Source organism: Sphingopyxis sp. QXT-31 (assembly GCF_001984035.1).
Lineage (GTDB): Bacteria > Pseudomonadota > Alphaproteobacteria > Sphingomonadales > Sphingomonadaceae > Sphingopyxis.
Genome location: NZ_CP019449.1, coordinates 2,382,661 through 2,401,568, shown reverse-complemented (window position 1 = coordinate 2,401,568; position 18,908 = coordinate 2,382,661). Strand labels below are relative to the sequence as shown.

Below are 18,908 nucleotides of genomic sequence, written 5' to 3'. Positions count from 1 at the left end.
GTTCCGGTTATCTTTTCGGGGGAGGTCTGCCGGTTATCAGATGAAAAACTGCGTAATCCATTCGGCGATCAGCGCGGGCTTTTCCTCGCCCTCGATCTCGACGGTGATTTCGTTGGTCTGCTGCCACTGGCCGGGGCGCTTTTCGTCGAGTTCGAGCAATTTGATATGGCTGCGCACGCGCTTGCCCGAGCGGACGGGGGCGAGGAAGCGGACTTTGTTGCCGCCATAATTCACGCCCATCTTGATGCCGTCGATCTTGGGCGAGTCGGTTTTCGCGCCCAGCATCGGGATCAGCGACAGGGTGAGGAAGCCGTGCGCGATGGTGCCGCCGAAGGGGGTGAGCTTGGCCTTTTCCTCGTCGATATGGATGAACTGGTGATCGCCCGTCGCATCGGCGAATTTGTCGATCATCTCCTGATCGACGAGCACCCATTCGGAGGTGCCGATCGTCTCGCCGACCTTGGCCTGCAGCTCCTGCGGCGTGATTGAACCCATCGATCGTCCCCTGCCAAAACCTCTTGAGGCGCGCGTTCTAGGCCCGTGCGGCGGGGTTGCACAAGAGGCTAGCGGTCCCGCCTGCCTGCCGTAGCGTCAGGAAGCCGAACCGCCGCGCGGCGCGCGCGCCTTGGGCTTGGGGGACTCGGGATAGGGCAGCACCATCGTCCCGTCGGGGGCGGCGGTGAAGCTGGTCTGGGTCGGATAGGCGAAGTCGTAGCCCGCCTTGGTCATGGCGTCGAAGACACGGATCGCAACATCGGTGCGTGCCGCGGTGACGACCTCGTAATCGTCGCTGAACACGTCGAACAGCAGTTCGAAATCGAGGCTCGACGCGTTGAACATGACGAAGCTCGACCGCACGAACTCGTGCCCCGCGGCCTCGACTTCGTCCTTAATCAGGTCGGGCAGCGCGCGCAGCTTTTCAGGGCTGGTCTGATAGACGACGCCGAGCGTGAAGGTGACGCGGCGGCGCTGGAGATGCGCGAAGTTGGTGATCTCCTTCGCCAGCAAATTGGTGTTCGAGATGATCAGCTGCTCGCCGTTGACCGAGCGCAGGCGCGTGCTTTTCAAGCCGATGCGTTCGACCGTCGCGGTGCTGGTGTCATATTTGATCGTCTGGCCGACGCGGAACGGGCGGTCGAAGATGATCGACAGCGAAGCGAAGAGGTCGGAGAAGATGCCCTGCGCGGCGAGGCCGATCGCGATGCCGCCGATGCCGAGGCCCGCGATCAGGCCGGTGACGTTGACCCCCATATTGTCGAGGATGACGATCGCCGCGATCGCGAACAAGGCGACGCTGATCAGCAGGCGGATGATGCCCATCGCGTTCGACAGCGTCTCGTTGTTGCCCTCGGCGGCGCGGCGCTGGATCAGCCCGAGCACGATCTCGCGCGCCCAGATCGCGACCTGCATCACCACCGCGATGGTGAAGATAAACTGGATGATCTGGAGGATCAGCGCGGGTGGATTGGCGTAGCCCGCGACGAGGCGGATCGCGACGATCGCGATCACGAAGGATTTGGTCTTGTGGAGGACGCGACCGGCGATGTGGCTGATCGTGAACTCGCCCTCGGCCGATTGCGCATGTCGCAGCGCGACGCCGCGAAGCATCGACAGCAGGAAATAGATGATCAGCCCCGCGCCGACCGCGATGGCAATCTGCAGCCAGTGGCTGTTGACCCACGCGAGGCCGGCGTCCCACCAGTAATGCAGGTCGTCGAGCGGGTTGGTCGCGGTGGTTGGCGTTGCGGGGGCCGCCTTGGTGGCAGCGGTCATCGGGGCGAAGGTCACGTCGGTCCTTTTGGTCGGTCAGGCAGAGCGGAGCAGCTCGGCCGCGTCGGGAGTCTGCTCCAGATAGGCGAGGAATCCGCGTTCGACACGCGAAAGATAGCGCGTCGCGCGCGGCAGCTGGCCGACCGCGGCGGCAAAGTCGCCGCGCGCCTGTGCCGCGGCGATCATCGCGGGGTGGACATAGGCCTTGCGTGCGATCGCAGGGGTGTTGCCGAGATGGTCGGCGACATGCTGGAGCAATTGCTTGAGTGTCGGCGGCTCGGGTGCGTCGTAGAGAAAGGCGAAGGCCTCGACACTCGCGGACCAGGTGCGGAAATGCTTGGCGCTGAAGGCGTCGCCCATCGCGTCGCGGATATAGCCGTTTACTTCGTCCGACGCGACGGCGCAAATCGCGCCCTCGTCTTCATATTGAAAGAGATGCTGGCCGGGCAGGTCCTGCAGGCGTCGCACGAGGGTGGTCAGGCTGCGGTCGCTGATCACGACCTCACGCTGATGTCCGCCCTTGGCGCGATAGTTGAGGCGGAGCGACTTGCCCGTCAGCTTGGCGTGGCGGCGGCGCAAGGTGGTCGCGCCGAAGCTGTTGTTGGCCGCGGCATATTGCTCGTTGCCGACGCGCAGCGCCGCAAGATCGAGCAGACGCACGACCGCGCCGACGACGCGTTCCTGGCAGAGCGTGCGGCGGCTGAGATCCTCCTCGAGCCGCGCGCGGAGCAAGGGCAGAGCATGGCCGAAGGCGGCGCAGCGGTCATATTTATCGGCCTCCTGCGCAAGGCGAAAGTCGGGGTGATAGCGATATTGTTTGCGCCCGCGCGCGTCGTAACCGGTCGCGAGGATATGGCCGTTGGGCGCCGGGCAATACCAGGCGTCTTCGTACGCCGGGGGCAGGGCGATGGCGTTGAGGCGGCGGATTTCGGCGGCGTCGCGGATGATCCGGCCCTTGGCGTCGCGGTAACGCCAGCCGTCGGCGAGCCGTTCGCGGCCTATGCCCGGCAGACTGTCGTCGACATGGATGAGGCGGTCTGCGGCCATGAGGGGATAAAGTTTCGGGACGCGGGATGGTTCCCGCGTCCTTCTTCCGGGCCTTCGCCGGGTTGACGATCAACTCAGGACGGAGTGCCCGCTATCGCCGGATGCCGCGCCGGGACCTGCGCCGGGCGGGCGGTCAGCGGACGCCAGCCGGCCTCGCGCTCGCGGCGACGGACGTAAGTGGAAAGCCCCATCTGCAGCGCGAGCATCATGTAGATGAACGGCTGGAAGGCGATGCCGACGAAGAGCGAGCCGATGAGATAGGTGATGTGCCCGTGCTGGAGCGCGGTCGCGAGCGGGGCGATCCATTGCTCCTCGGCGCGCCGCGTCTTGAGATAGCGCCGCCGCAGCCGCTCCATCTGGATGAGGCCGGTGAGGTGGAGCAGTAGCCAGAGCGCGAGCCCCGGATAGCCCTGTTCGCCGAGCATCTCGAAATAGCTCGAATGATAGGCTCGCGACTTTTCCTCATAGACCGAGGGGACGGCCTCCTGCGGCTTGTTGGGGTCATAGGCGCTCGCGGCCTTTTCGACGCGAACATGGTTCTGGATATAGGCCTCGAACCCGCCGCCGAAGGGATTGTCCTTCGCATATTCCCAGGTCCACGCCCACACCGCGACGCGCGTCGACGCCGACTGGTCGGCCTTATGGTCGCGGATCGTCTCCATGCGCTCGGTAAAGCTTTGCGGCAGGAAGGGGATCGACGCGATCGCGAGCAGCCCGGCGCCCGCCATATAGAGGAAGCGGTGCTTGACCGCGCGCAGCGACAGCACCGCAAGCACCGCGAGGCAGACGAGTCCGGTGCGCGCCTGCGTGCCGATCGGCAGCAAGGCGCAGGCGAAGACGAGCGCGAAGCAGAAGATCGTCACGCGCCAGTCGGGCGGGAAGATCGTCCCGTGGTTGCGGTACCAGAGGATCAGCGGGATGATCGAGATGCCCACCGCCGACATGATCGAGCCTTCGTAGAGACCGTAATTTTCGTTGAGCAGCAGCTGGAGCGTGCCATAGCCGCCGCCGCCCGCCGCGGTCTTGATCCCGCCCGCGATCGCGATCGCCGCGGCCGAGAGCAGCATCGTGACGATCAGCGCCTCGATGCGGAGCTTGGTGCGCAAGGTCAGCGGCAGGAAGATCGCCCAGACGAGCGCTTTCCATACCCAGCTCCATTTGTCCGCCGCCTCGACCGGGAAATCGGCGTTGACCGTCGTCATCCAGCAATAGAGCAAGAGCGCGACGAGCAGGAATTGTCGGCTCGACCACCGCGTATCGCGCTTGTCGTCGACCGCGAGCCAGCCGACGATCGCCAGTCCGAAGACGATCAGCGAGATCGGGATCGAGTTGATCAGGAAGTAGGAGAGCCGCTGCGGCGCGACGATGTCGATGTAGCAGAAGCAGAGCACAAACAGGAACGGCTTGCGAAAGCCGACCCCGATGAAGGCGAAGAGAAAGGCGACGAAGGCGATGTCACGCATCGCCCCGTTCCTTTTTGGCCGCTTCCTCCTGGCGCCGCTGCCATAGCATGCGCGGGCTGACCTCGCGGTCGAGGTCGTCGCGGTACAAGAGGCGCCACAGGGCGATCGCCAGCAGCACGTGCGTCAGCCCGATGGAGAAATTGTCGACCATTGGTCGGGGCTTACGCCATCGGGGTTGACGGCGCGTTAAGGCTTGTGTGCCATATGAACACAGGTCATGACCCGCATTCTCCACGTCCTCGACCACAGCCTGCCCGCGCACAGCGGTTATACCTTCCGCACCCGCGCGCTGATGAAGGCGCAGGTCGTGAAGGGCTGGCAGGTCGCGGGCGTCACCGGGGTGCGCCACCCCGAAGCAGGGCCCGACGGCGAGACCGTCGACGGGCTGACCTTCTACCGCACCCCACCCATCGCCCCCGCGCGCTCACCGATCCGCGAGTGGCGCGAGATCGGCGCGCTCGCGGCGCGGATCGAGGCGCTGGTGAAGGACTGGCAGCCCGACCTGCTGCACGCGCATTCGCCGGTGCTCGACGCGATGGCGGCGCTGCGCGTCGGCAAAAGGCTGGGCATTCCGGTGCTGTACGAGATCCGTGCCTTCTGGGAAGATGCCGCGGTCGGCAACGGCACGGGGCGCGAGGGGAGCGCCAAATACTTCCTGACGCGCCAGCTGGAAACCCATGCGGTCAAGTCGGCCGACGCCGTTGCGGTGATCTGCGAAGGGCTGCGCGGCGACCTGATCGCGCGCGGGGTCGATCCCGCCAAGATCGTCGTGTCGCCCAACGGCGTCGACCTCGAGCTGTTCGGCGATCCGCCGCCGCGCGACGCCGCGCTCGCGGCCGAGCTGGGGTTGGGTACGGACGATGCGGTGATCGGCTTCATCGGCAGCTATTATGATTATGAGGGCATCGACGACCTGATCGCCGCGATGCCCGCGCTCGTTGCGGCGCAGCCTATGGCCCAGTTGCTGCTCGTCGGCGGTGGGCCGATGGAGGCGGCGCTCAAGGCACAGGCCGTGGCCTCGCCGGTCGCGGACCGCATCCATTTCGTCGGCCGCGTGCCGCATAGCCAGGTCGAGCGTTATTATTCGCTGATCGATATCCTCGCCTATCCGCGCAAGAAGATGCGGCTCACCGATCTGGTCACGCCCTTGAAGCCGCTCGAGGCGATGGCGCAGGGCAAGCTGGTCGCGGCGTCGGATGTCGGCGGCCACCGCGAGCTGATCGAGGACGGGGTCACCGGCACTTTGTTTACGCCCGACGACCCCGCGGCGACGGCGGCTGCGCTCGCGAAATTGCTGGCGGAACGCGAAATGTGGAGCGAACGTCGCCGCACTGCACGTATTTTCGTCGAAAAACATCGTAACTGGTCGTCAAACATTTTACGTTACGAACCGGTTTACCAGCGGCTGCTCGGCAGCGACCCAGGGTCGCTCGCCGCCTGACGCGACAGGTTTGGACGATATGGACGAGACACGCGAAAAATCGGTACGGAATGTCGCTGCGGCGCTGTGGCGCGGGCTGCGTCCTGCAATGCCGGCCGTGATCGGCGCTGCGGCGCTGACCTTCCTCTTCGCCGCGGTGATGCCGCTCGCCTGGGTCGCCGCGATCAGCTGGAACCTCTATCTCGACCGCCTGTCGGACCTGTTCGTGCCGCCGGTCGGCAATGGCGGGCGGCTCGCGCTGGCGGTCGGCATGACGGCGATCGCCGCGCTGCTTGCCGGGCTGATCGCGCTCGTGCTCGCCAAGCCCGTCGTGAAGGGCAATGGCGCGATGAACCGCCGCGTCGCCGCGCGCGCCAAGAAGCAGGCCGATACCGAAGCCGCGCTGCCGCGCCGCCGCGCCGATGCGCATCCCGACGATGCGCCGCGCCCGCCGATCCGCGCGGGCCGCGACCTGCCTGAAGGCGGGCTGGGCCCGCTGGTGGCGCCGGCGACGGTCGACGTCGGCGACGAACTCGACCTGGCTGAAATGGACATGGCGGTAGCTGAAGAGGAAGCCGACGAGCTGGTGCTCGCAGACCTGGCGCCGGTCGATTATGAGGAAGGCAGCGCCGAAGCGCCGTGGCTCCAGCCTGCCGAACTGTCGGGGCCGGCCATGCCCGATCCGGCCGACAACAGCCTCGGCGCGATGGTCGCGCGGTTCGAGGCGGGGCTCGCGCAGCGCCGCCGCGCGGCTGCCGCGGCCCCCGCGACCGCGATGCTGCCGACCGCGGTTCCCGCGAACGAGGACAGCGAGCCCGCGATCGACTTCGCGCTCGAAGCGGCGCTGAGCACGCTGCAGCGCATGACGCACCGCGCGGTGGGTTAATCCTCGACCGTCAGCACTTCGATCCGGAGCCCGCCCTCGGCCGCCGCCTCGACGACGAGGTCGGCCACGATATGCCCCGGCAATCGCCATTCGATCGTCTCGAGCCGCGCCTGCAGCAGCGGGCGCAGCGCCGCGGCATCGTCGTCCGCGACAGCACAGGGATATAGGTGGCGCGCGCCCACGAAGTTGGCGCTGGCCCAGGGACGCAGCGTCGACGGTTCCAGCAGCACGCCGTGCGGCAGTTCGCGCGCGAGCAGGCGGCGCAGGCGCCCGTGCGGACAACCGGGGCGCGGCGGGGCGGCGGGGGACCAGCGCATCATGCCTGCTCTCCCGCGCGGACGCTATGCTTGCGCCGGTCGCCGCGCGGCCCGACGCGGCCTGCACGATAATCGGCACGCCATTTGTTCATGAAATGTTCCACACGACAGATGATACGAAGCCCGGCGATGCGCCCCTCGCGCAGGTCGGCGACGAGCCGCGGGTCGCGCACCGCCTCGCGCCCGAAGACGCTCTGCGGGATCGCCGATTCGACGAGAAAGGCCTCGATCCGTTGCAACAGCGTCTGTTTCATAAATCCTCCCTGATCGCTCCGGCTGCCGGGCGACTCGCCCGATAGGATATTTCCTATTTGAGGATCATTTTCCTACTTGTCTAGGACAAATCCTATTGCTAGATATGAAATAGGAAGGATCGACCCGTGGCAGATTTTGGTGATGATCCGCGCGCCGCGCTCGACCGGCTGCTCACCGAGCGGGGGGTCGATTACGCGCAGCTGTCCGCGCGCATCGGGCGCAACCCCGCCTATATCCAGCAATATATCAAGCGCGGCTCGCCACGGCGCCTGGCCGAAGAGGATCGCGCGCGCATCGCCGCCTATCTGGGGGTGCCCGAGGCGATGCTGGGCGGGCCGGTGCAGCGCGTCGCCGCGCCGGCGCGGCCGGGCGGATCGGCGATGGTGTTGGTGCCCAAGCTCGCGATCGGCGCCTCGGCGGGCGCGGGGCGGACGATCGACGGCGAGCCGGTCGAGGGCGCGGTCGCCTTCGATCCCAAATGGCTGCGCGAGCTCGGTGCCGACGCGCGCGCGCTCAGCATCATCCGCGTCGAAGGCGATTCGATGGCGCCGACGCTGAACGACGGCGACGATATATTGGTCGACGGCGGCGATGCCGCGACGCGGCTGCGCGACGGCATCTATGTGCTGCGCATGGACGACGCGCTGATGGTGAAGCGCGTCGCACGCGCGCCGGGGCCGGGGCGGATCTCGGTGATCAGCGACAATGCGCAATACCGCAGCTGGGACGATCTGCCGATGAATGCGGTGCAGCTGGTGGGCCGCGTCGTGTGGACCGGGCGGCGGGTGCGGTGAATCAGATCCTCCCCTTGGCGCAGCCATGGGGAGGTGGCAGCGCGGAGCGCTGACGGAGGGGTAATATCACTACCGTCTAAACCCCTCCACCACCGCCTGCGGCGGCGGTCCCCCTCCCCAACGCTTCGCGATGGGAAGGATCTCTAGTAAGGCACCGCCATCTCCGCTTCGATTTCATGCTCGAGCACTTCGGCCCGCTGGCACTGTTCCTCGTTGCCGCCCTGGCATTTCTCGGCCGCCTTGTCGCGCTGGCGCGACAGCTTGCCGAGCTTTTCCTCGCGTTCGCGCAGCTGGCGACCGCGGTTGCGGTCGGCTTCGTCCTGGCTGGTCGTCGACCAGTCGGCGACCTTGCCCACCGCCTTCACGGGCGCAGTAACGACGGTCTTCACCGCGCTCACGCAGCCGCCAAGCAGCGGCACCGCCAGCAAAACGAGGAGTATCGCGCGCATGGTTTTTCCTTTCGACCCGGGCGGTTTTCTTCGCATATCGCGGCGCGGCTGAACAGGAGGTTGCGGTAACCTGCGCCGTGCATCGGCCACCATGTCATATCACTGAAACAAATGGTTAAATTGCTATTTACCATCGCGCTCTAGGTCGTGCTGGCCCGCCCCACCAAGCCGAAGAGAGCCATGACCACCGCCGATCTCGCCCTTGCCCCCACCGCCGGACATTCGGCCGCGGTCCGCACCGATGCTCATCTGTCGGAGATGATCGACCTGTTCCGCCACCAGCCGCATCTGCGCATCCTGGCGGTGCTCGACGCCGATCGGCGGCCGGTCGGGATCGTCCGCGAGCAGAAGGTTCGCGAATTGCTCTTCTGCCCCTATTGGTTCTCGCTGATGCAGAATCCGACGATCGGCGGCTCGATTGCGAGCATGGTCGAGCCGTGCCTGATCGCCGATATCGGCGAGACGACCGCGGCGCTGCTGGCGATCGTGTCGCGCGCGGCGGGCGCCGAAGGGCTGGTGCTCGTCCGCGAGGGGCGCTTCGTCGAAACGCTCGACAGCGGTCAGCTCGCCAAGCTCGCGATGCTGCGCGAGGTCGAGCTGGCGCAGGAGCGCAGCGCCCGCGCGGCGCGGGTCGACGAGGCGGGCGACCGGTTCCACGAGGATATCGCGGGGCTGACCGCGGCGCTGTCGGATACCGCGCGGCAGGTCGAGCGCGTCGCCGGCGACCTCGCCGAGCGCGCGCAGCACACCGGCCGCGACGCGGTGTCGGTCGCGGGCGCGACGGCGCAGACGCTGGCCGGGCTCGGCGAACTCGGCGATCGCGGCCATGCGCTGGCGGCGGCGATGCGGCGGATCGTCGACGACGGCACCCAAGCGCGCGCGGTGCGCAGCGACGCCCACCGCAAGGTCAAAGCCGCGAGCGAACGCGCCGCGGCGCTCAAGACCGCCAGCCAGTCGATCGAGCAGATGCTGGCGCTGATCATCGACATGGCGAGCCGCACCAACATGCTCGCGCTGAACGCCGGGATCGAGGCGGCGCATGCGGGCGACGCCGGGCGCGGCTTCGCGGTGGTCGCGACCGAGGTCAAGGCGCTGGCGAAGCAGACGCGCGCCGCCGCGGGCGACATCGCGCAGCATATCGACCGCATCCGGGACATCGTGGGGCAGGTCAACGAGGGGTTCGACGAGGTGGAGAGGGCGATCGTCGCCAACAACGGCTTTTCCGACGCGGTCGACCAGGCGGTCGACGGGCAGAGCGCGACGACGCTGCTGATCGCGACCTATGTCGAGCAGGCGGTCGCCGCGGGGCGCGAGATCGACACGCGCGTCCAGCACATCGGCCGGGGGGCGAGCGCGGTCGGTGAGGACGCGCAGTCGCTCGGCCGGCTTTCCGCGGGGCTGACGCGCGCCGCGCAATCGATGAACCAGCGCGCGCGGCACTTCGTCGAGGCGGTCGCCGCGGCGTGATTCGTGCTCGGGTCCCATGGGCTTGCCGCTCCGCGCGACTCTGATAGTCTCGCCCCGCGCCAGCGGCGCGATGGCCGCCGGCGGGGAGGAGGGTCATATGACGAATATGCAAAAGGGGCTCGCCGAGTTCATCGGCACTTTCTGGCTCGTGTTCGGCGGCTGCGGCAGCGCCGTGCTCGCGGCGGCGTTTCCCGAGGTCGGGATCGGGCTGCTCGGCGTGTCGCTCGCCTTTGGGCTCACGGTGGTCACCATGGCCTATGCGATCGGCCATATTTCGGGCTGCCACCTCAATCCGGCGGTGACCGTGGGGCTGTGGGCCGGCGGGCGCTTCGACGCGCGCGACATCCCGCTCTATGTCGTCGCGCAGGTGCTCGGCGCGATCGTCGCGGCCTTCCTGCTGTGGCATGTCGCGGCGGGCAGCACCGCCTTCGACCTCGCGACCAACGGGCTCGCGGCGAACGGCTATGGCGCGGGCGGCGGCTCGCCGGGCGGCTACGACCTCACCTCGGCGCTGATCATCGAGATCCTGCTCACCGCCTTCTTCCTGTGGATCATCATGGGCTCGACCGACGGCCGCGCGCCCGCGGGTTTCGCGCCGCTCGCGATCGGGCTCGCGCTCACGCTGATCCACCTCATCTCGATCCCGGTGACCAACACCTCGGTCAACCCCGCGCGCAGCACTGGGCCGGCGCTCGTCGTCGGCGGGCTCGCGCTGCAGCAATTGTGGCTGTTCTGGCTCGCGCCGCTGGTCGGCGGGCTCGTGGGCGGCTGGCTCTATCGCACGGTCGGCGCCGACGCTTTTCCCAAGCCCAATATCGAGGGCAATTGACGCGGGGCCGGCGGGGGCTTCGGCGCCCGCCGGTTCCTATTTGAGCAGGTCGAGCGCGAAGGCGCGGACCTCGTCCGCCATGTCGGGGCGTTCGAGCGCGACCGCGAGGTTGGCCTGGATATAGCCCGCCTTCGAGCCGCAGTCGTAGCGCGCGCCGTCGAAGGTGACCGCGTGGAACGCTTGGCTGCCGATCATCTCCGCCATCGCGTCGGTGAGCTGGATTTCGCCGCCCGCGCCCTTTTCCTGCCGCTGGAGCACGCGCATGACCTCGGGCTGGAGGATGTAGCGCCCCGACACGATCAGGTTCGAGGGTGCGTCCTCGACCTTCGGCTTTTCGACGAGGCCGCGCACTTCGGTGAGCGCGCCGTCCTGCGCGCCGGGGGTGATCACGCCATAGGATGACACCTGTTCGTGCGGCACTTCGAGCACCGAGATCAGGTTGCCGCCGACCTTGTGGTACGCGTCGACCATCTGCTTCATGCAGCCGGGGCTGCCGTGCATGAACTCGTCGGGCAGGAAGATCGCAAAGGGCTCGTCGCCGACGATGTCGCGCGCGCACCAGATCGCGTGGCCGAGGCCGAGCGGCTCCTGCTGGCGGACATAGGCGCAATTGCCGGGGCCGAGGCGCGTCGGTTCGAGCACCGACAAATCCTTGCCGCGCTCGGACATCGTCTTTTCGAGCTCGAAAGCGATGTCGAAATGGTCCTCGATGGCGCTCTTGCCGCGCCCGGTGACGAAGATCATCTGTTCGATCCCTGCCTCGCGCGCCTCGTCGACCGCGTACTGGATCAACGGGCGGTCGACGACCGGCAGCATCTCCTTGGGGATCGCCTTGGTCGCGGGGAGGAAGCGGGTGCCGAGGCCAGCGACGGGGAAGACGGCTTTGCGGATGGGTTTCATGCGCGCGGGCTTAGCGGCGAACGAGAGCCAAGAAAAGCCGCGCTATTGCGGCGCGACGATCACGACGACGCGGCGGTTGTCCTGCCGCCCCTCGGGCGTGGCGTTACTCGACAGCGGCAGCGTCTCGCCGCGACCGATCACCTGGTCGGGGGCCAGCGCCATGCCGTTGCTGCGCATCGCACCCGCGACGACATCGGCGCGCGCCTGCGACAGCTTGCGGTTATAGGCGCTGGTGCCCGTCGAATCGGTGTGCCCCTCGACGCGCGCCGAGACAATGCCGACGCTGGCGAGGCCGCGCGCGACCGCGGAAATCGCGTCGATCTGTTCGGGCTTCAGATTGGCGTCGTCGGTCGCGAACAGTAGGCGTTCCGAGAGCGTCAGCTGCCAGCCGCCTTCTGTTTCGACAAACCCTTGCGATTGGAGCATCGCGACCTGTTCGGGGCTGAACCCCTTGGGCGCCGGGAGGCTCTGGCACGCCGTGAGCAGCGCGGCGGCGGCGAGGGTGAAGAAGGTCTTGAATGTGGCGGTCATCGCTTCGGCTTTCGTCAGCTACGCGTCCGGTTGGACAATTTGTCGGCGTACATCGCGGCGTCGGCGGCGGTGAGCAGCTCGGCGGCCCCGTCGGCCTGGAAAGGGAAGACCGCGAAGCCGATGCTGGCCGTGGGGCGATAAAGTTCGCCGCCCGGCAGCGCGAGAGGCTGGGCGATGCTCGCGCGCAGCCGGTCGGCGATCGCCTGCGGTTCGACCGCAGGGTCGAGCGGGTCGACGAGCACGACGAACTCGTCGCCGCCGATACGCGCCGCAAAATCGCCGCTGCGCAGCGTCTCGCGAATCCGGCTCGACAGCGCGACGAGCACGGCGTCGCCCGCGGCATGCCCAAACGCGTCATTGGCTTCCTTGAAATTGTCGGCGTCGATGAAGAGCAGGACGAAACGTCCGCCGCGCTGCCGCGCCGCGGCGAGGCGCAGCGCCAGCTGTTCGTCGAAGGCCGCGCGGTTGGGCAGCGCGGTCAGCGCATCGTGCGAGGCGCGGTGCGCGAGCATCGCCCTTTCGCTTTCCATCGATCCCTGCCAGCCCTGGAGTTCGTCGAGCAAAGCGTTGATGTCGCCGCCCAGCCGGTCGAGTTCGGCGATGCCGAGCGGCTGGACGCGTTTTTCGAAGCGGCGGTGCAGGCGGACGTCGTGCGCCACGGTGGCGATGGCGTTCAATGGCTTGACCAGCTCATATTCGAAGCGCCGCGCCATGACGATCGCGCCGAGCGCGGTGACGATCAGGCAGGCCAGCCCGGCGAGCAGCCCGATCCGCACATAGTCGATCAAGGTCGAGCTATCGCCCCAGACCTGGATCGTACCGATCGCCGACCCGTTGCGGCGGATGGTGACCGCATAGGGCTTGGGGAAGAAGGCGCGGGTCAGCAGCGGCGCGGGATCGGGGTTCGGCGAGGCCCATTCGGTGAGCGGCTGGCCGCGGTCGTCGAGGACGCGCAGCTTGGCGATGCCCGGAATGCGCATCAGCGGCGCAAGCCCCTCGCGCGCCGCCGACGCGTCGTTGAACACCAGCGCGGGTTCGACGCCATAGGCGCCGAGCTGTGCCGCGAGCTCGATATTGCGGTCGGCATAGCCCCGCATCGCGGTGACGCCCGCGAGCAGGATCGTGAGGCCCGACAGCGCGACGGCGAAGAGGGTAATGCCGAAATGGAAGCGCGACAGCAGCTTCTGCAACGTCGTGCGCGGGGGCGTCCTGGCGCTCATGCCGCGCCTCCGTCGCTCTGGCCGATTTTCAGCACGCGCGGATCGACGCGCAGCGGTCCACGCCCGATCGCGTCGAGATTGACCGAGAAGCTCAAGCCCTCGGCCTTGCGCGCCAGGCAGAACATCGCGCCATGGAGGCACGCCGGATCGTCGTCGCTGATCGTCAGCACCGCGCGCCCGCGCACCCAGCCGATCAGGCGCTGGCGGTCGTCGGCGGGCATGCGGCCGAGGAAGAGGATGTCGCAGTCGCTGCCGCCGGTCACCGCCGCCGCGGTCATCCGCCGCACCGCAATCGCAGGGCCGTTGCCGGGCACGCCGGGGGCGATGCGGTCGGTCAGCCGCGGTGCACCAACCAGGCAGAGGGTGCGGCTGCGCTGCTCGGCACCGGGCCAGCGAACGTAGCTGACGATGCCGCCGAGCATGCGATCGACCGCGCGGGTTAGCCCATCGACGCCATCGTCGACGATCGTCTGACTGGCCGCCTGCACCGACATCTGCGGCGACGACAACAGCGCGCCGATCAGGACCAATGATGCCAGCACCCCGTTCGCGACCCCCACCGCACTTGGGCACGCTGCCCCAAGTTGGCGGCGTCCGCTAGCCTAAACCGCGGGCAAGTCAACGAGAAGTGACGTCACGCCGCCATTTCGCAATAGCGCTACGCCAAGCACCCGATTTGGGTAAGGATATTGCTCAAATCCTGATCTATATTAGTCCGCGACCGGCCCTATCCGCGCAGCCGCTCGGCGAATCCCTTTCGCAGCTTGGCGAGCTTGGGCGGGATCACCGCCATGCAATAGGGATTGCGCTGGCCTTCGCCCTCCCAATAGGACTGGTGATAATCCTCGGCGGGATACCAGGTCGCGGGCGGCTCGATCGTGGTGACGATCGGCGCCGACTGGTCGGCCTGCGCGCGTTCGATGCCCGCGCGGGCGGCATCGCCCTGCGCGGCGTCGAGCGGGAAGAGCGCGCTGCGGTATTGGGTGCCGATGTCGTTGCCCTGGCGGTTGAGCGTCGTCGGATCGTGCGTCGCGAAATGGACGTCGAGCAGGTCGTCATAGGAAATGACCGCAGGGTCGAACGTAATCCGGATCGCCTCGGCATGCCCGGTGTCCCCGCCGCACACCTGCTTGTAGGTGGGGTTGGCGACGCTGCCGCCGATATAGCCGCTTTCGACCGTGTCGACGCCGGCGAGCGACTGGAACACCGCTTCGGTGCACCAGAAGCAGCCTCCGGCAAAAATGGCGGTTTCCTGGGTCATGGATCGGTCCTTGCTGGGGGAAGGGGGGATTGCGCTCAAAATAGGAAGCCGCGCGCCTATTCCAAGGGTGCGAGCGCCGCGACGAGCGGCGGGCGTGCGGCGGGGTCGGCCGCGCGCGCGCTTGTCATCGCAGCGATTTCGGCCTCGATCGCGGCGATCCGCTCGCGGCGCGGCGGGTGCGTGGCGGCGCGGATCAACGGCTTCTTGTGCCGCTGCCAGAAACGGATCGCAGCGCGCGGGTCGTAGCCCGCATCGGCGAGCAGCCAGACCGATAGCCGGTCGGCCTCGATCTCGGTCGCGCGAACGCGGTCGACGGATCGGCTCGCGGCGAGCTGTTGGGGGTGTCGCAGGATATTGTGCGCCAGCTCGTGCGCGGCGACCGCGGCGAGTTCGTCGTCGGCCGCGACCGATGCCGCGAGGCGGAGGGTCACGCGCACCAGCTTGCCATTGGCGGCCGCCTGTTTCCCGCTGCGTTCGACCCGGAAGCCGCTCGCACAGCCGGGGGATGCGCCGATTTGGTATCGCCGACCGCCATCGTCGGTAACGGTCAGGGCGGCGGCGGGTTCGCGCGCGGCGAGCATCACCTGCACCGCGTCGATCCGCATGGTTGGTCCGTCGCCAAGCGTCGGGACGGGCTGGCCGTCGATGGCGGCGATCGCGGTGCCGCGGGCCAGCGCCGCGCGATCGGCGGGCGAACCCGACGCGACCGCCGCAACGAACGGGCCGTCGCCACTTGCGCCATAAGCAAGCTGCACCGCCGCGCGCTCGCGCGTGTCGAACCGCCGCGCGTCGCCGAGGATCCAGCCGGGCTGCGGCGCGAGTTCCGGGCACCAGCGCGCGCCGCCGCTGGTCAGCCGCCAGCCGATGGCGGCGAGGCGCGCTTCCTGATGCGCGATTTCGGCGGGATCGGCTGCAGCGGCGCTGGCCGGGGCGAGCACGGCGGCGGCTAACAGGAGCAGGGGGAGCCGGGGGCGCATGGCGTCTCTTATCGAGGCGGATTGCGTGGTTTGCAAATCGGCGGTCGCGGCGGGCCTCGGGCGGTAGCGGTCATCGTAATCCTCCCCGCCCTGCGGGGAGGGGAACCGCGCCCGAAGGGCGTGGTGGAGGGGGCTACCGGCCTGACGCGCCGCTTGAGGACGAAAGCCCCCTCCGTCAGCGCTTCGCGCTGCCACCTCCCCAAGTGGGGAGGATCGTCTTGTTTCCACCCCAAAACCGCCATTCCAATCGCCCCATCCCCCTTGCCTATCGCCGGGCCAGCGCCGATAGGGCGGCCATGTCGGATTCCTCCTCCCGTTCCCGTCCCGCGGCGCTCGCGCGCTGGCTCTGGCTCGTCGCTTTGCTCGTGATCGTCGTCGTCGGCGTCGGGGGCATCACGCGCCTCACCGAATCGGGGCTGTCGATCACCGAATGGCGGCCGGTGTCGGGGGTGGTGCCGCCGACCAACGAGGCCGACTGGGTCCAGGAGTTCGAGAAATACAAACAAATCCCCGAATATAAGGAGATCAACAAGGGGATGTCGCTGGACGCGTTCAAGGCGATCTTCTTCTGGGAATGGCTGCACCGCATTCTCGGGCGCCTCGTCGGCGCTGCGATGCTGATCCCGCTCGCCTGGTTCGCGTTCCGGCGCGCCATCCCGGCTGGCTATGGCTGGCGGCTCTTCGCGCTGACCTCGCTCGTCGGGCTGCAGGGCGCGATCGGCTGGTGGATGGTCGCCTCGGGGCTCGAATATCGTACCGACGTCAGCCACTACAGGCTCGCGACGCATCTGCTCACCGCGCTGTTCCTGCTCGCGGGGCTCGTCTGGACCGCGCGCGACCTGTCGGCGCTGGCGCGCGATCCTGCAGCGAGACCCGCGCGGCTGACCGGCTTTTCGCTCGCGGTGGTCGCGATCCTGTTTGTCCAGTTGCTGCTCGGCGCGTGGGTCGCGGGGCTCAACGCGGGGCAGGTCGCGAGCACCTGGCCGATGATGAACGACCATCTGGTGCCCGAGGGGATCGACTGGAGCGGCGGCGCGTGGATGGCGATCACCAACGACCCCTTTCTGCTCCACTTTCTCCATCGCTGGTGGTCGTGGGCGGCGGCGCTCGCGCTGCTCTGGCTCGCGCACATTCTCGCGCGGCGCGGGGCGAAGCGCGAGGCAGGGCTGCTTCTGTTCGTGGTCGCGGCGCAGATGACGCTCGGCATCGCGACCGTGCTCAGCGGCGTGTCCCTGTGGATCGCGGTGCTGCATCAGGTGGTGGGCGCGGTCCTCGTCGCGACCGCCGCGGCGGCGCTGCACCGGCTGGGCCGCCCTCCCGCATGACGAGACGCGGCCTGTGGAGCGGCGCGCTCGCGCTGCTGCTCCTCGCGCCCGAAGCTTCGCTGGCGCAGCCGGTGCGGGAGGCCGCGGCCGCGCAGGCCTTCGCGCCGCCGATCGCCCAGCCGATGACCTATCGCGTCACCACCCGCCGGGTGAGCCGCAGCGGTACGCTGATCAGCTTCGCGCTCGTCTATGCAGTGCAATGGCAGGGCGCGGGGCGCGGCTACCGGCTCGACACGGTGCTGCGGCGGATCGAATCCGATGCGCGGCCCGAACTGGTGGGCAAGCTGACGGCGCTGTTCCAGCCGCTGGTCGGCGAGACAATCTCCTACCTCGTCGATGCTGGCGGGCGGAGCATCGCGCTCGCCGATCCGGCGCAGCTCTGGGCGCGTGTCGGGCAGCGGACGCAGGAGATCGCCGCGGCGGCGACGACGCCCGAGGCGCAGCAGATCGCGGCGCTGCTCGCCGCGCTGCCCGAGGCCGAGCGCGACAAGTTGCTCACCGCCGACATCCGCGCGCTGGTCGCGCCGGCGAACGCATCGATTCCGGCGGTGGCGGGTGACGATGTCGATATCCGGCGGGAAGGGGGCCATCGCACCGTGGCCAAGACCGAGCGCGCCGAACTGGCGTCGGGCGCGCTCGACATCGACACGCTCTGGACCGTCGATACGGCGACGGGCCTTGTGCTGACCGAGCGGCGGCAGAGCTGGATGCGCGAGTCCGGCACGGACGCGCGGACGCTGGTCGAGGAGCGGATTCGCGCCCTTACGCCGGGCGATCCTGGTGCCGGTCCCGGCTAGAGGTATTATTTTACCCGTCAGCAAAGCCGCTCCTTGCTTGACTTTCCGACTCCAAATCGTCATTGGCCCGCTTCGAAGCGCCGCGGCGTCCATCCGGACCTTGCGGCGCGGTTTGTTTCGGGCGGCTCCTGCCGCTCCCCATGTCTCAAGGAGGTCGCCATGATGAAGGCGCTGACCAAGGCGACCGCTTCGGCCAATGCCGGCACGGTCGAAAAGAAATGGGTGCTGATCGACGCCGAGGGTCTCGTTGTGGGCCGCGTTGCATCGATCATCGCCAATATCCTGCGCGGCAAGCACAAGCCGTCGTTCACCCCGCACGTCGATTGCGGTGACAATGTCATCGTCATCAACGCCGAGAAGGTGGCGTTCACCGGCAAGAAGCTGCAGGACAAGCGTTACTACAAGCACACCGGTTATGCCGGCGGCATCAAGGAAACCAGCCCCGCGAAGATCCTCGAAGGCCGTTTCCCCGAGCGCGTGCTCGAAAAGGCGATCGAACGTATGATCCCGCGCGGCCCGCTCGGCCGCCAGCAGATGCGCAACCTGCGCATCTTCGCCGGCACCGAACATCCGCATGCCGGACAGAACCCCGAAGTGATCGACGTCGCGTCGATGAACCGCAAGAACAAGGTGGGTGCATAATGGCCGACGAACAGACCATGACCGATCTCAAGGATCTCGGCGGCGCCGTTGAAGGCACCGTCGCTACGCCGACGAGCACGATGCCGCTTCGCGAGAAGAAGGTCGACGCGCAGGGCCGCGCCTATGCGACCGGCCGCCGCAAGGACGCCGTCGCCCGCGTGTGGGTCAAGCCCGGCACGGGCAAGATCACCGTCAACGGCCGCGATCAGGAAGTCTATTTCGCGCGTCCGACGCTGCGTCTCGTCATCAACCAGCCCTTCGGCCTGACCGAGCGCACCGGCCAGTATGACGTCGTCGCGACCGTCAAGGGTGGCGGCCTGTCGGGCCAGGCGGGCGCCGTGCTGCACGGCATCGCGCAGGCGCTGACCCGCTTCGAACCGGCGCTGCGCAGCCCGGTCAAGGCGGCCGGCTTCCTGACCCGCGACAGCCGCGCGGTCGAGCGTAAGAAGTACGGCAAGGCCAAGGCCCGCCGCAGCTTCCAGTTCTCGAAGCGCTAAGAGCTTTTCCGCCGACGGGCGGAAACAGGAAGGGCGGTCCGGCAACGGGCCGCCCTTTTTG

At 68.0% G+C, this 18,908-nt stretch carries 23 protein-coding genes; 9 read left to right on the top strand and 14 right to left on the bottom strand.

What is annotated here, in order from left to right; translation table 11 throughout:
* Positions 1-36: 36 nt before the first annotated feature.
* From BWQ93_RS11475 to BWQ93_RS21125, 5 genes are all read right to left on the bottom strand, one after another.
* Positions 37-495, bottom strand: coding sequence for a MaoC family dehydratase (locus BWQ93_RS11475; RefSeq protein ID WP_077030664.1), 459 nt, complete (start codon positions 493-495; stop codon positions 37-39).
* Between the two features lie 96 nt (positions 496-591).
* Positions 592-1,773 carry a mechanosensitive ion channel family protein gene (locus tag BWQ93_RS11470; protein WP_077030663.1) on the bottom strand — a complete coding sequence of 394 codons (1,182 nt, stop codon included), beginning with the start codon at positions 1,771-1,773 and terminating at the stop codon, positions 592-594.
* A 33-nt stretch (positions 1,774-1,806) separates the two neighbouring features.
* A complete protein-coding gene (locus tag BWQ93_RS11465) occupies positions 1,807-2,817 on the bottom strand; it encodes a DNA topoisomerase IB (RefSeq protein ID WP_077030662.1) in 1,011 nt (336 codons plus the stop codon).
* A 74-nt stretch (positions 2,818-2,891) separates the two neighbouring features.
* Entirely contained in the window at positions 2,892-4,280 is a 1,389-nt protein-coding gene (locus BWQ93_RS11460; RefSeq protein ID WP_077030661.1) for a putative O-glycosylation ligase, exosortase A system-associated, read from the bottom strand.
* Positions 4,273-4,431, bottom strand: a complete 159-nt coding sequence (locus BWQ93_RS21125) for a hypothetical protein (protein ID WP_198040369.1) — start codon at positions 4,429-4,431, stop codon at positions 4,273-4,275. The genes BWQ93_RS11460 and BWQ93_RS21125 overlap by 8 nt, the downstream gene beginning before the upstream one ends.
* Positions 4,432-4,497: 66 nt before the next feature.
* Here BWQ93_RS21125 and BWQ93_RS11455 point away from each other — a divergent pair, with 66 nt between their 5' ends.
* Together BWQ93_RS11455 and BWQ93_RS11450 are read left to right on the top strand one after the other, a co-directional pair.
* On the top strand, positions 4,498-5,721 hold the full coding sequence (locus tag BWQ93_RS11455; protein ID WP_077030660.1) for a TIGR04063 family PEP-CTERM/XrtA system glycosyltransferase: 1,224 nt from the start codon (positions 4,498-4,500) through the stop codon (positions 5,719-5,721).
* A gap of 19 nt (positions 5,722-5,740) precedes the next feature.
* Positions 5,741-6,586 carry a hypothetical protein gene (locus tag BWQ93_RS11450; protein ID WP_077030659.1) on the top strand — a complete coding sequence of 282 codons (846 nt, stop codon included), beginning with the start codon at positions 5,741-5,743 and terminating at the stop codon, positions 6,584-6,586.
* Here BWQ93_RS11450 and BWQ93_RS11445 read toward each other — a convergent pair.
* Both BWQ93_RS11445 and BWQ93_RS11440 read right to left on the bottom strand, forming a co-directional pair.
* Positions 6,583-6,906, bottom strand: coding sequence for a hypothetical protein (locus BWQ93_RS11445; protein WP_232314596.1), 324 nt, complete (start codon positions 6,904-6,906; stop codon positions 6,583-6,585). The two genes, BWQ93_RS11450 and BWQ93_RS11445, sit on opposite strands and share 4 nt — an antisense overlap.
* Positions 6,903-7,157, bottom strand: a complete 255-nt coding sequence (locus BWQ93_RS11440) for a hypothetical protein (protein WP_077030658.1) — start codon at positions 7,155-7,157, stop codon at positions 6,903-6,905. Before BWQ93_RS11440 ends, BWQ93_RS11445 begins: the two co-directional genes overlap by 4 nt.
* A gap of 126 nt (positions 7,158-7,283) precedes the next feature.
* Here BWQ93_RS11440 and BWQ93_RS11435 point away from each other — a divergent pair, with 126 nt between their 5' ends.
* Positions 7,284-7,952, top strand: a complete 669-nt coding sequence (locus tag BWQ93_RS11435; RefSeq protein WP_077030657.1) for a S24 family peptidase — start codon at positions 7,284-7,286, stop codon at positions 7,950-7,952.
* A gap of 143 nt (positions 7,953-8,095) precedes the next feature.
* Here the strand turns inward: BWQ93_RS11435 and BWQ93_RS11430 are convergent, their stop codons facing one another.
* Positions 8,096-8,401 (bottom strand): hypothetical protein, encoded by a 306-nt coding sequence (locus BWQ93_RS11430; protein ID WP_077030656.1) that lies wholly within the window; start codon positions 8,399-8,401, stop codon positions 8,096-8,098.
* A 180-nt stretch (positions 8,402-8,581) separates the two neighbouring features.
* On the opposite strand from BWQ93_RS11430, the gene BWQ93_RS11425 reads away from it, so the two are divergent.
* Together BWQ93_RS11425 and aqpZ are read left to right on the top strand one after the other, a co-directional pair.
* Positions 8,582-9,868 carry a methyl-accepting chemotaxis protein gene (locus BWQ93_RS11425; protein ID WP_083720830.1) on the top strand — a complete coding sequence of 429 codons (1,287 nt, stop codon included), beginning with the start codon at positions 8,582-8,584 and terminating at the stop codon, positions 9,866-9,868.
* A 97-nt stretch (positions 9,869-9,965) separates the two neighbouring features.
* Positions 9,966-10,697, top strand: coding sequence for an aquaporin Z (gene aqpZ, locus BWQ93_RS11420; RefSeq protein WP_077032350.1), 732 nt, complete (start codon positions 9,966-9,968; stop codon positions 10,695-10,697).
* A gap of 36 nt (positions 10,698-10,733) precedes the next feature.
* Here aqpZ and galU read toward each other — a convergent pair whose 3' ends face one another.
* The 6 genes from galU to BWQ93_RS11390 all read right to left on the bottom strand — a co-directional run bounded on the left by galU (position 10,734) and on the right by BWQ93_RS11390 (position 15,586).
* Positions 10,734-11,597, bottom strand: a complete 864-nt coding sequence (galU, locus tag BWQ93_RS11415) for a UTP--glucose-1-phosphate uridylyltransferase GalU (RefSeq protein ID WP_077030655.1) — start codon at positions 11,595-11,597, stop codon at positions 10,734-10,736.
* Positions 11,598-11,639: 42 nt separating this feature from the next.
* Positions 11,640-12,128, bottom strand: coding sequence for an OmpA family protein (locus tag BWQ93_RS11410; RefSeq protein WP_077030654.1), 489 nt, complete (start codon positions 12,126-12,128; stop codon positions 11,640-11,642).
* 14 nt (positions 12,129-12,142) lie between these two features.
* Positions 12,143-13,348, bottom strand: coding sequence for a diguanylate cyclase domain-containing protein (locus tag BWQ93_RS11405; RefSeq protein WP_077030653.1), 1,206 nt, complete (start codon positions 13,346-13,348; stop codon positions 12,143-12,145).
* Positions 13,345-13,890 (bottom strand): YfiR family protein, encoded by a 546-nt coding sequence (locus tag BWQ93_RS11400; protein WP_077032349.1) that lies wholly within the window; start codon positions 13,888-13,890, stop codon positions 13,345-13,347. The genes BWQ93_RS11405 and BWQ93_RS11400 overlap by 4 nt, the downstream gene beginning before the upstream one ends.
* Positions 13,891-14,075: 185 nt before the next feature.
* Complete coding sequence (gene msrA, locus BWQ93_RS11395) at positions 14,076-14,609, bottom strand: peptide-methionine (S)-S-oxide reductase MsrA (RefSeq protein WP_058809069.1); 534 nt, start codon at positions 14,607-14,609, stop codon at positions 14,076-14,078.
* Between the two features lie 56 nt (positions 14,610-14,665).
* On the bottom strand, positions 14,666-15,586 hold the full coding sequence (locus BWQ93_RS11390; protein ID WP_077030652.1) for a M48 family metalloprotease: 921 nt from the start codon (positions 15,584-15,586) through the stop codon (positions 14,666-14,668).
* A gap of 296 nt (positions 15,587-15,882) precedes the next feature.
* On the opposite strand from BWQ93_RS11390, the gene BWQ93_RS11385 reads away from it, so the two are divergent.
* The 4 genes from BWQ93_RS11385 to rpsI all read left to right on the top strand — a co-directional run bounded on the left by BWQ93_RS11385 (position 15,883) and on the right by rpsI (position 18,847).
* Positions 15,883-16,911 carry a COX15/CtaA family protein gene (locus tag BWQ93_RS11385; protein WP_077030651.1) on the top strand — a complete coding sequence of 343 codons (1,029 nt, stop codon included), beginning with the start codon at positions 15,883-15,885 and terminating at the stop codon, positions 16,909-16,911.
* The gene (locus BWQ93_RS11380) at positions 16,908-17,708 is read left to right on the top strand and encodes a hypothetical protein (RefSeq protein ID WP_077030650.1); all 801 of its coding nucleotides are present in this window, start codon (positions 16,908-16,910) and stop codon (positions 17,706-17,708) included. The genes BWQ93_RS11385 and BWQ93_RS11380 overlap by 4 nt, the downstream gene beginning before the upstream one ends.
* 162 nt (positions 17,709-17,870) lie before the next feature.
* Positions 17,871-18,350, top strand: coding sequence for a 50S ribosomal protein L13 (rplM, locus tag BWQ93_RS11375; protein WP_077032348.1), 480 nt, complete (start codon positions 17,871-17,873; stop codon positions 18,348-18,350).
* A complete protein-coding gene (rpsI, locus tag BWQ93_RS11370) occupies positions 18,350-18,847 on the top strand; it encodes a 30S ribosomal protein S9 (RefSeq protein ID WP_077030649.1) in 498 nt (165 codons plus the stop codon). Before rplM ends, rpsI begins: the two co-directional genes overlap by 1 nt.
* Positions 18,848-18,908 lie beyond the last annotated feature (61 nt).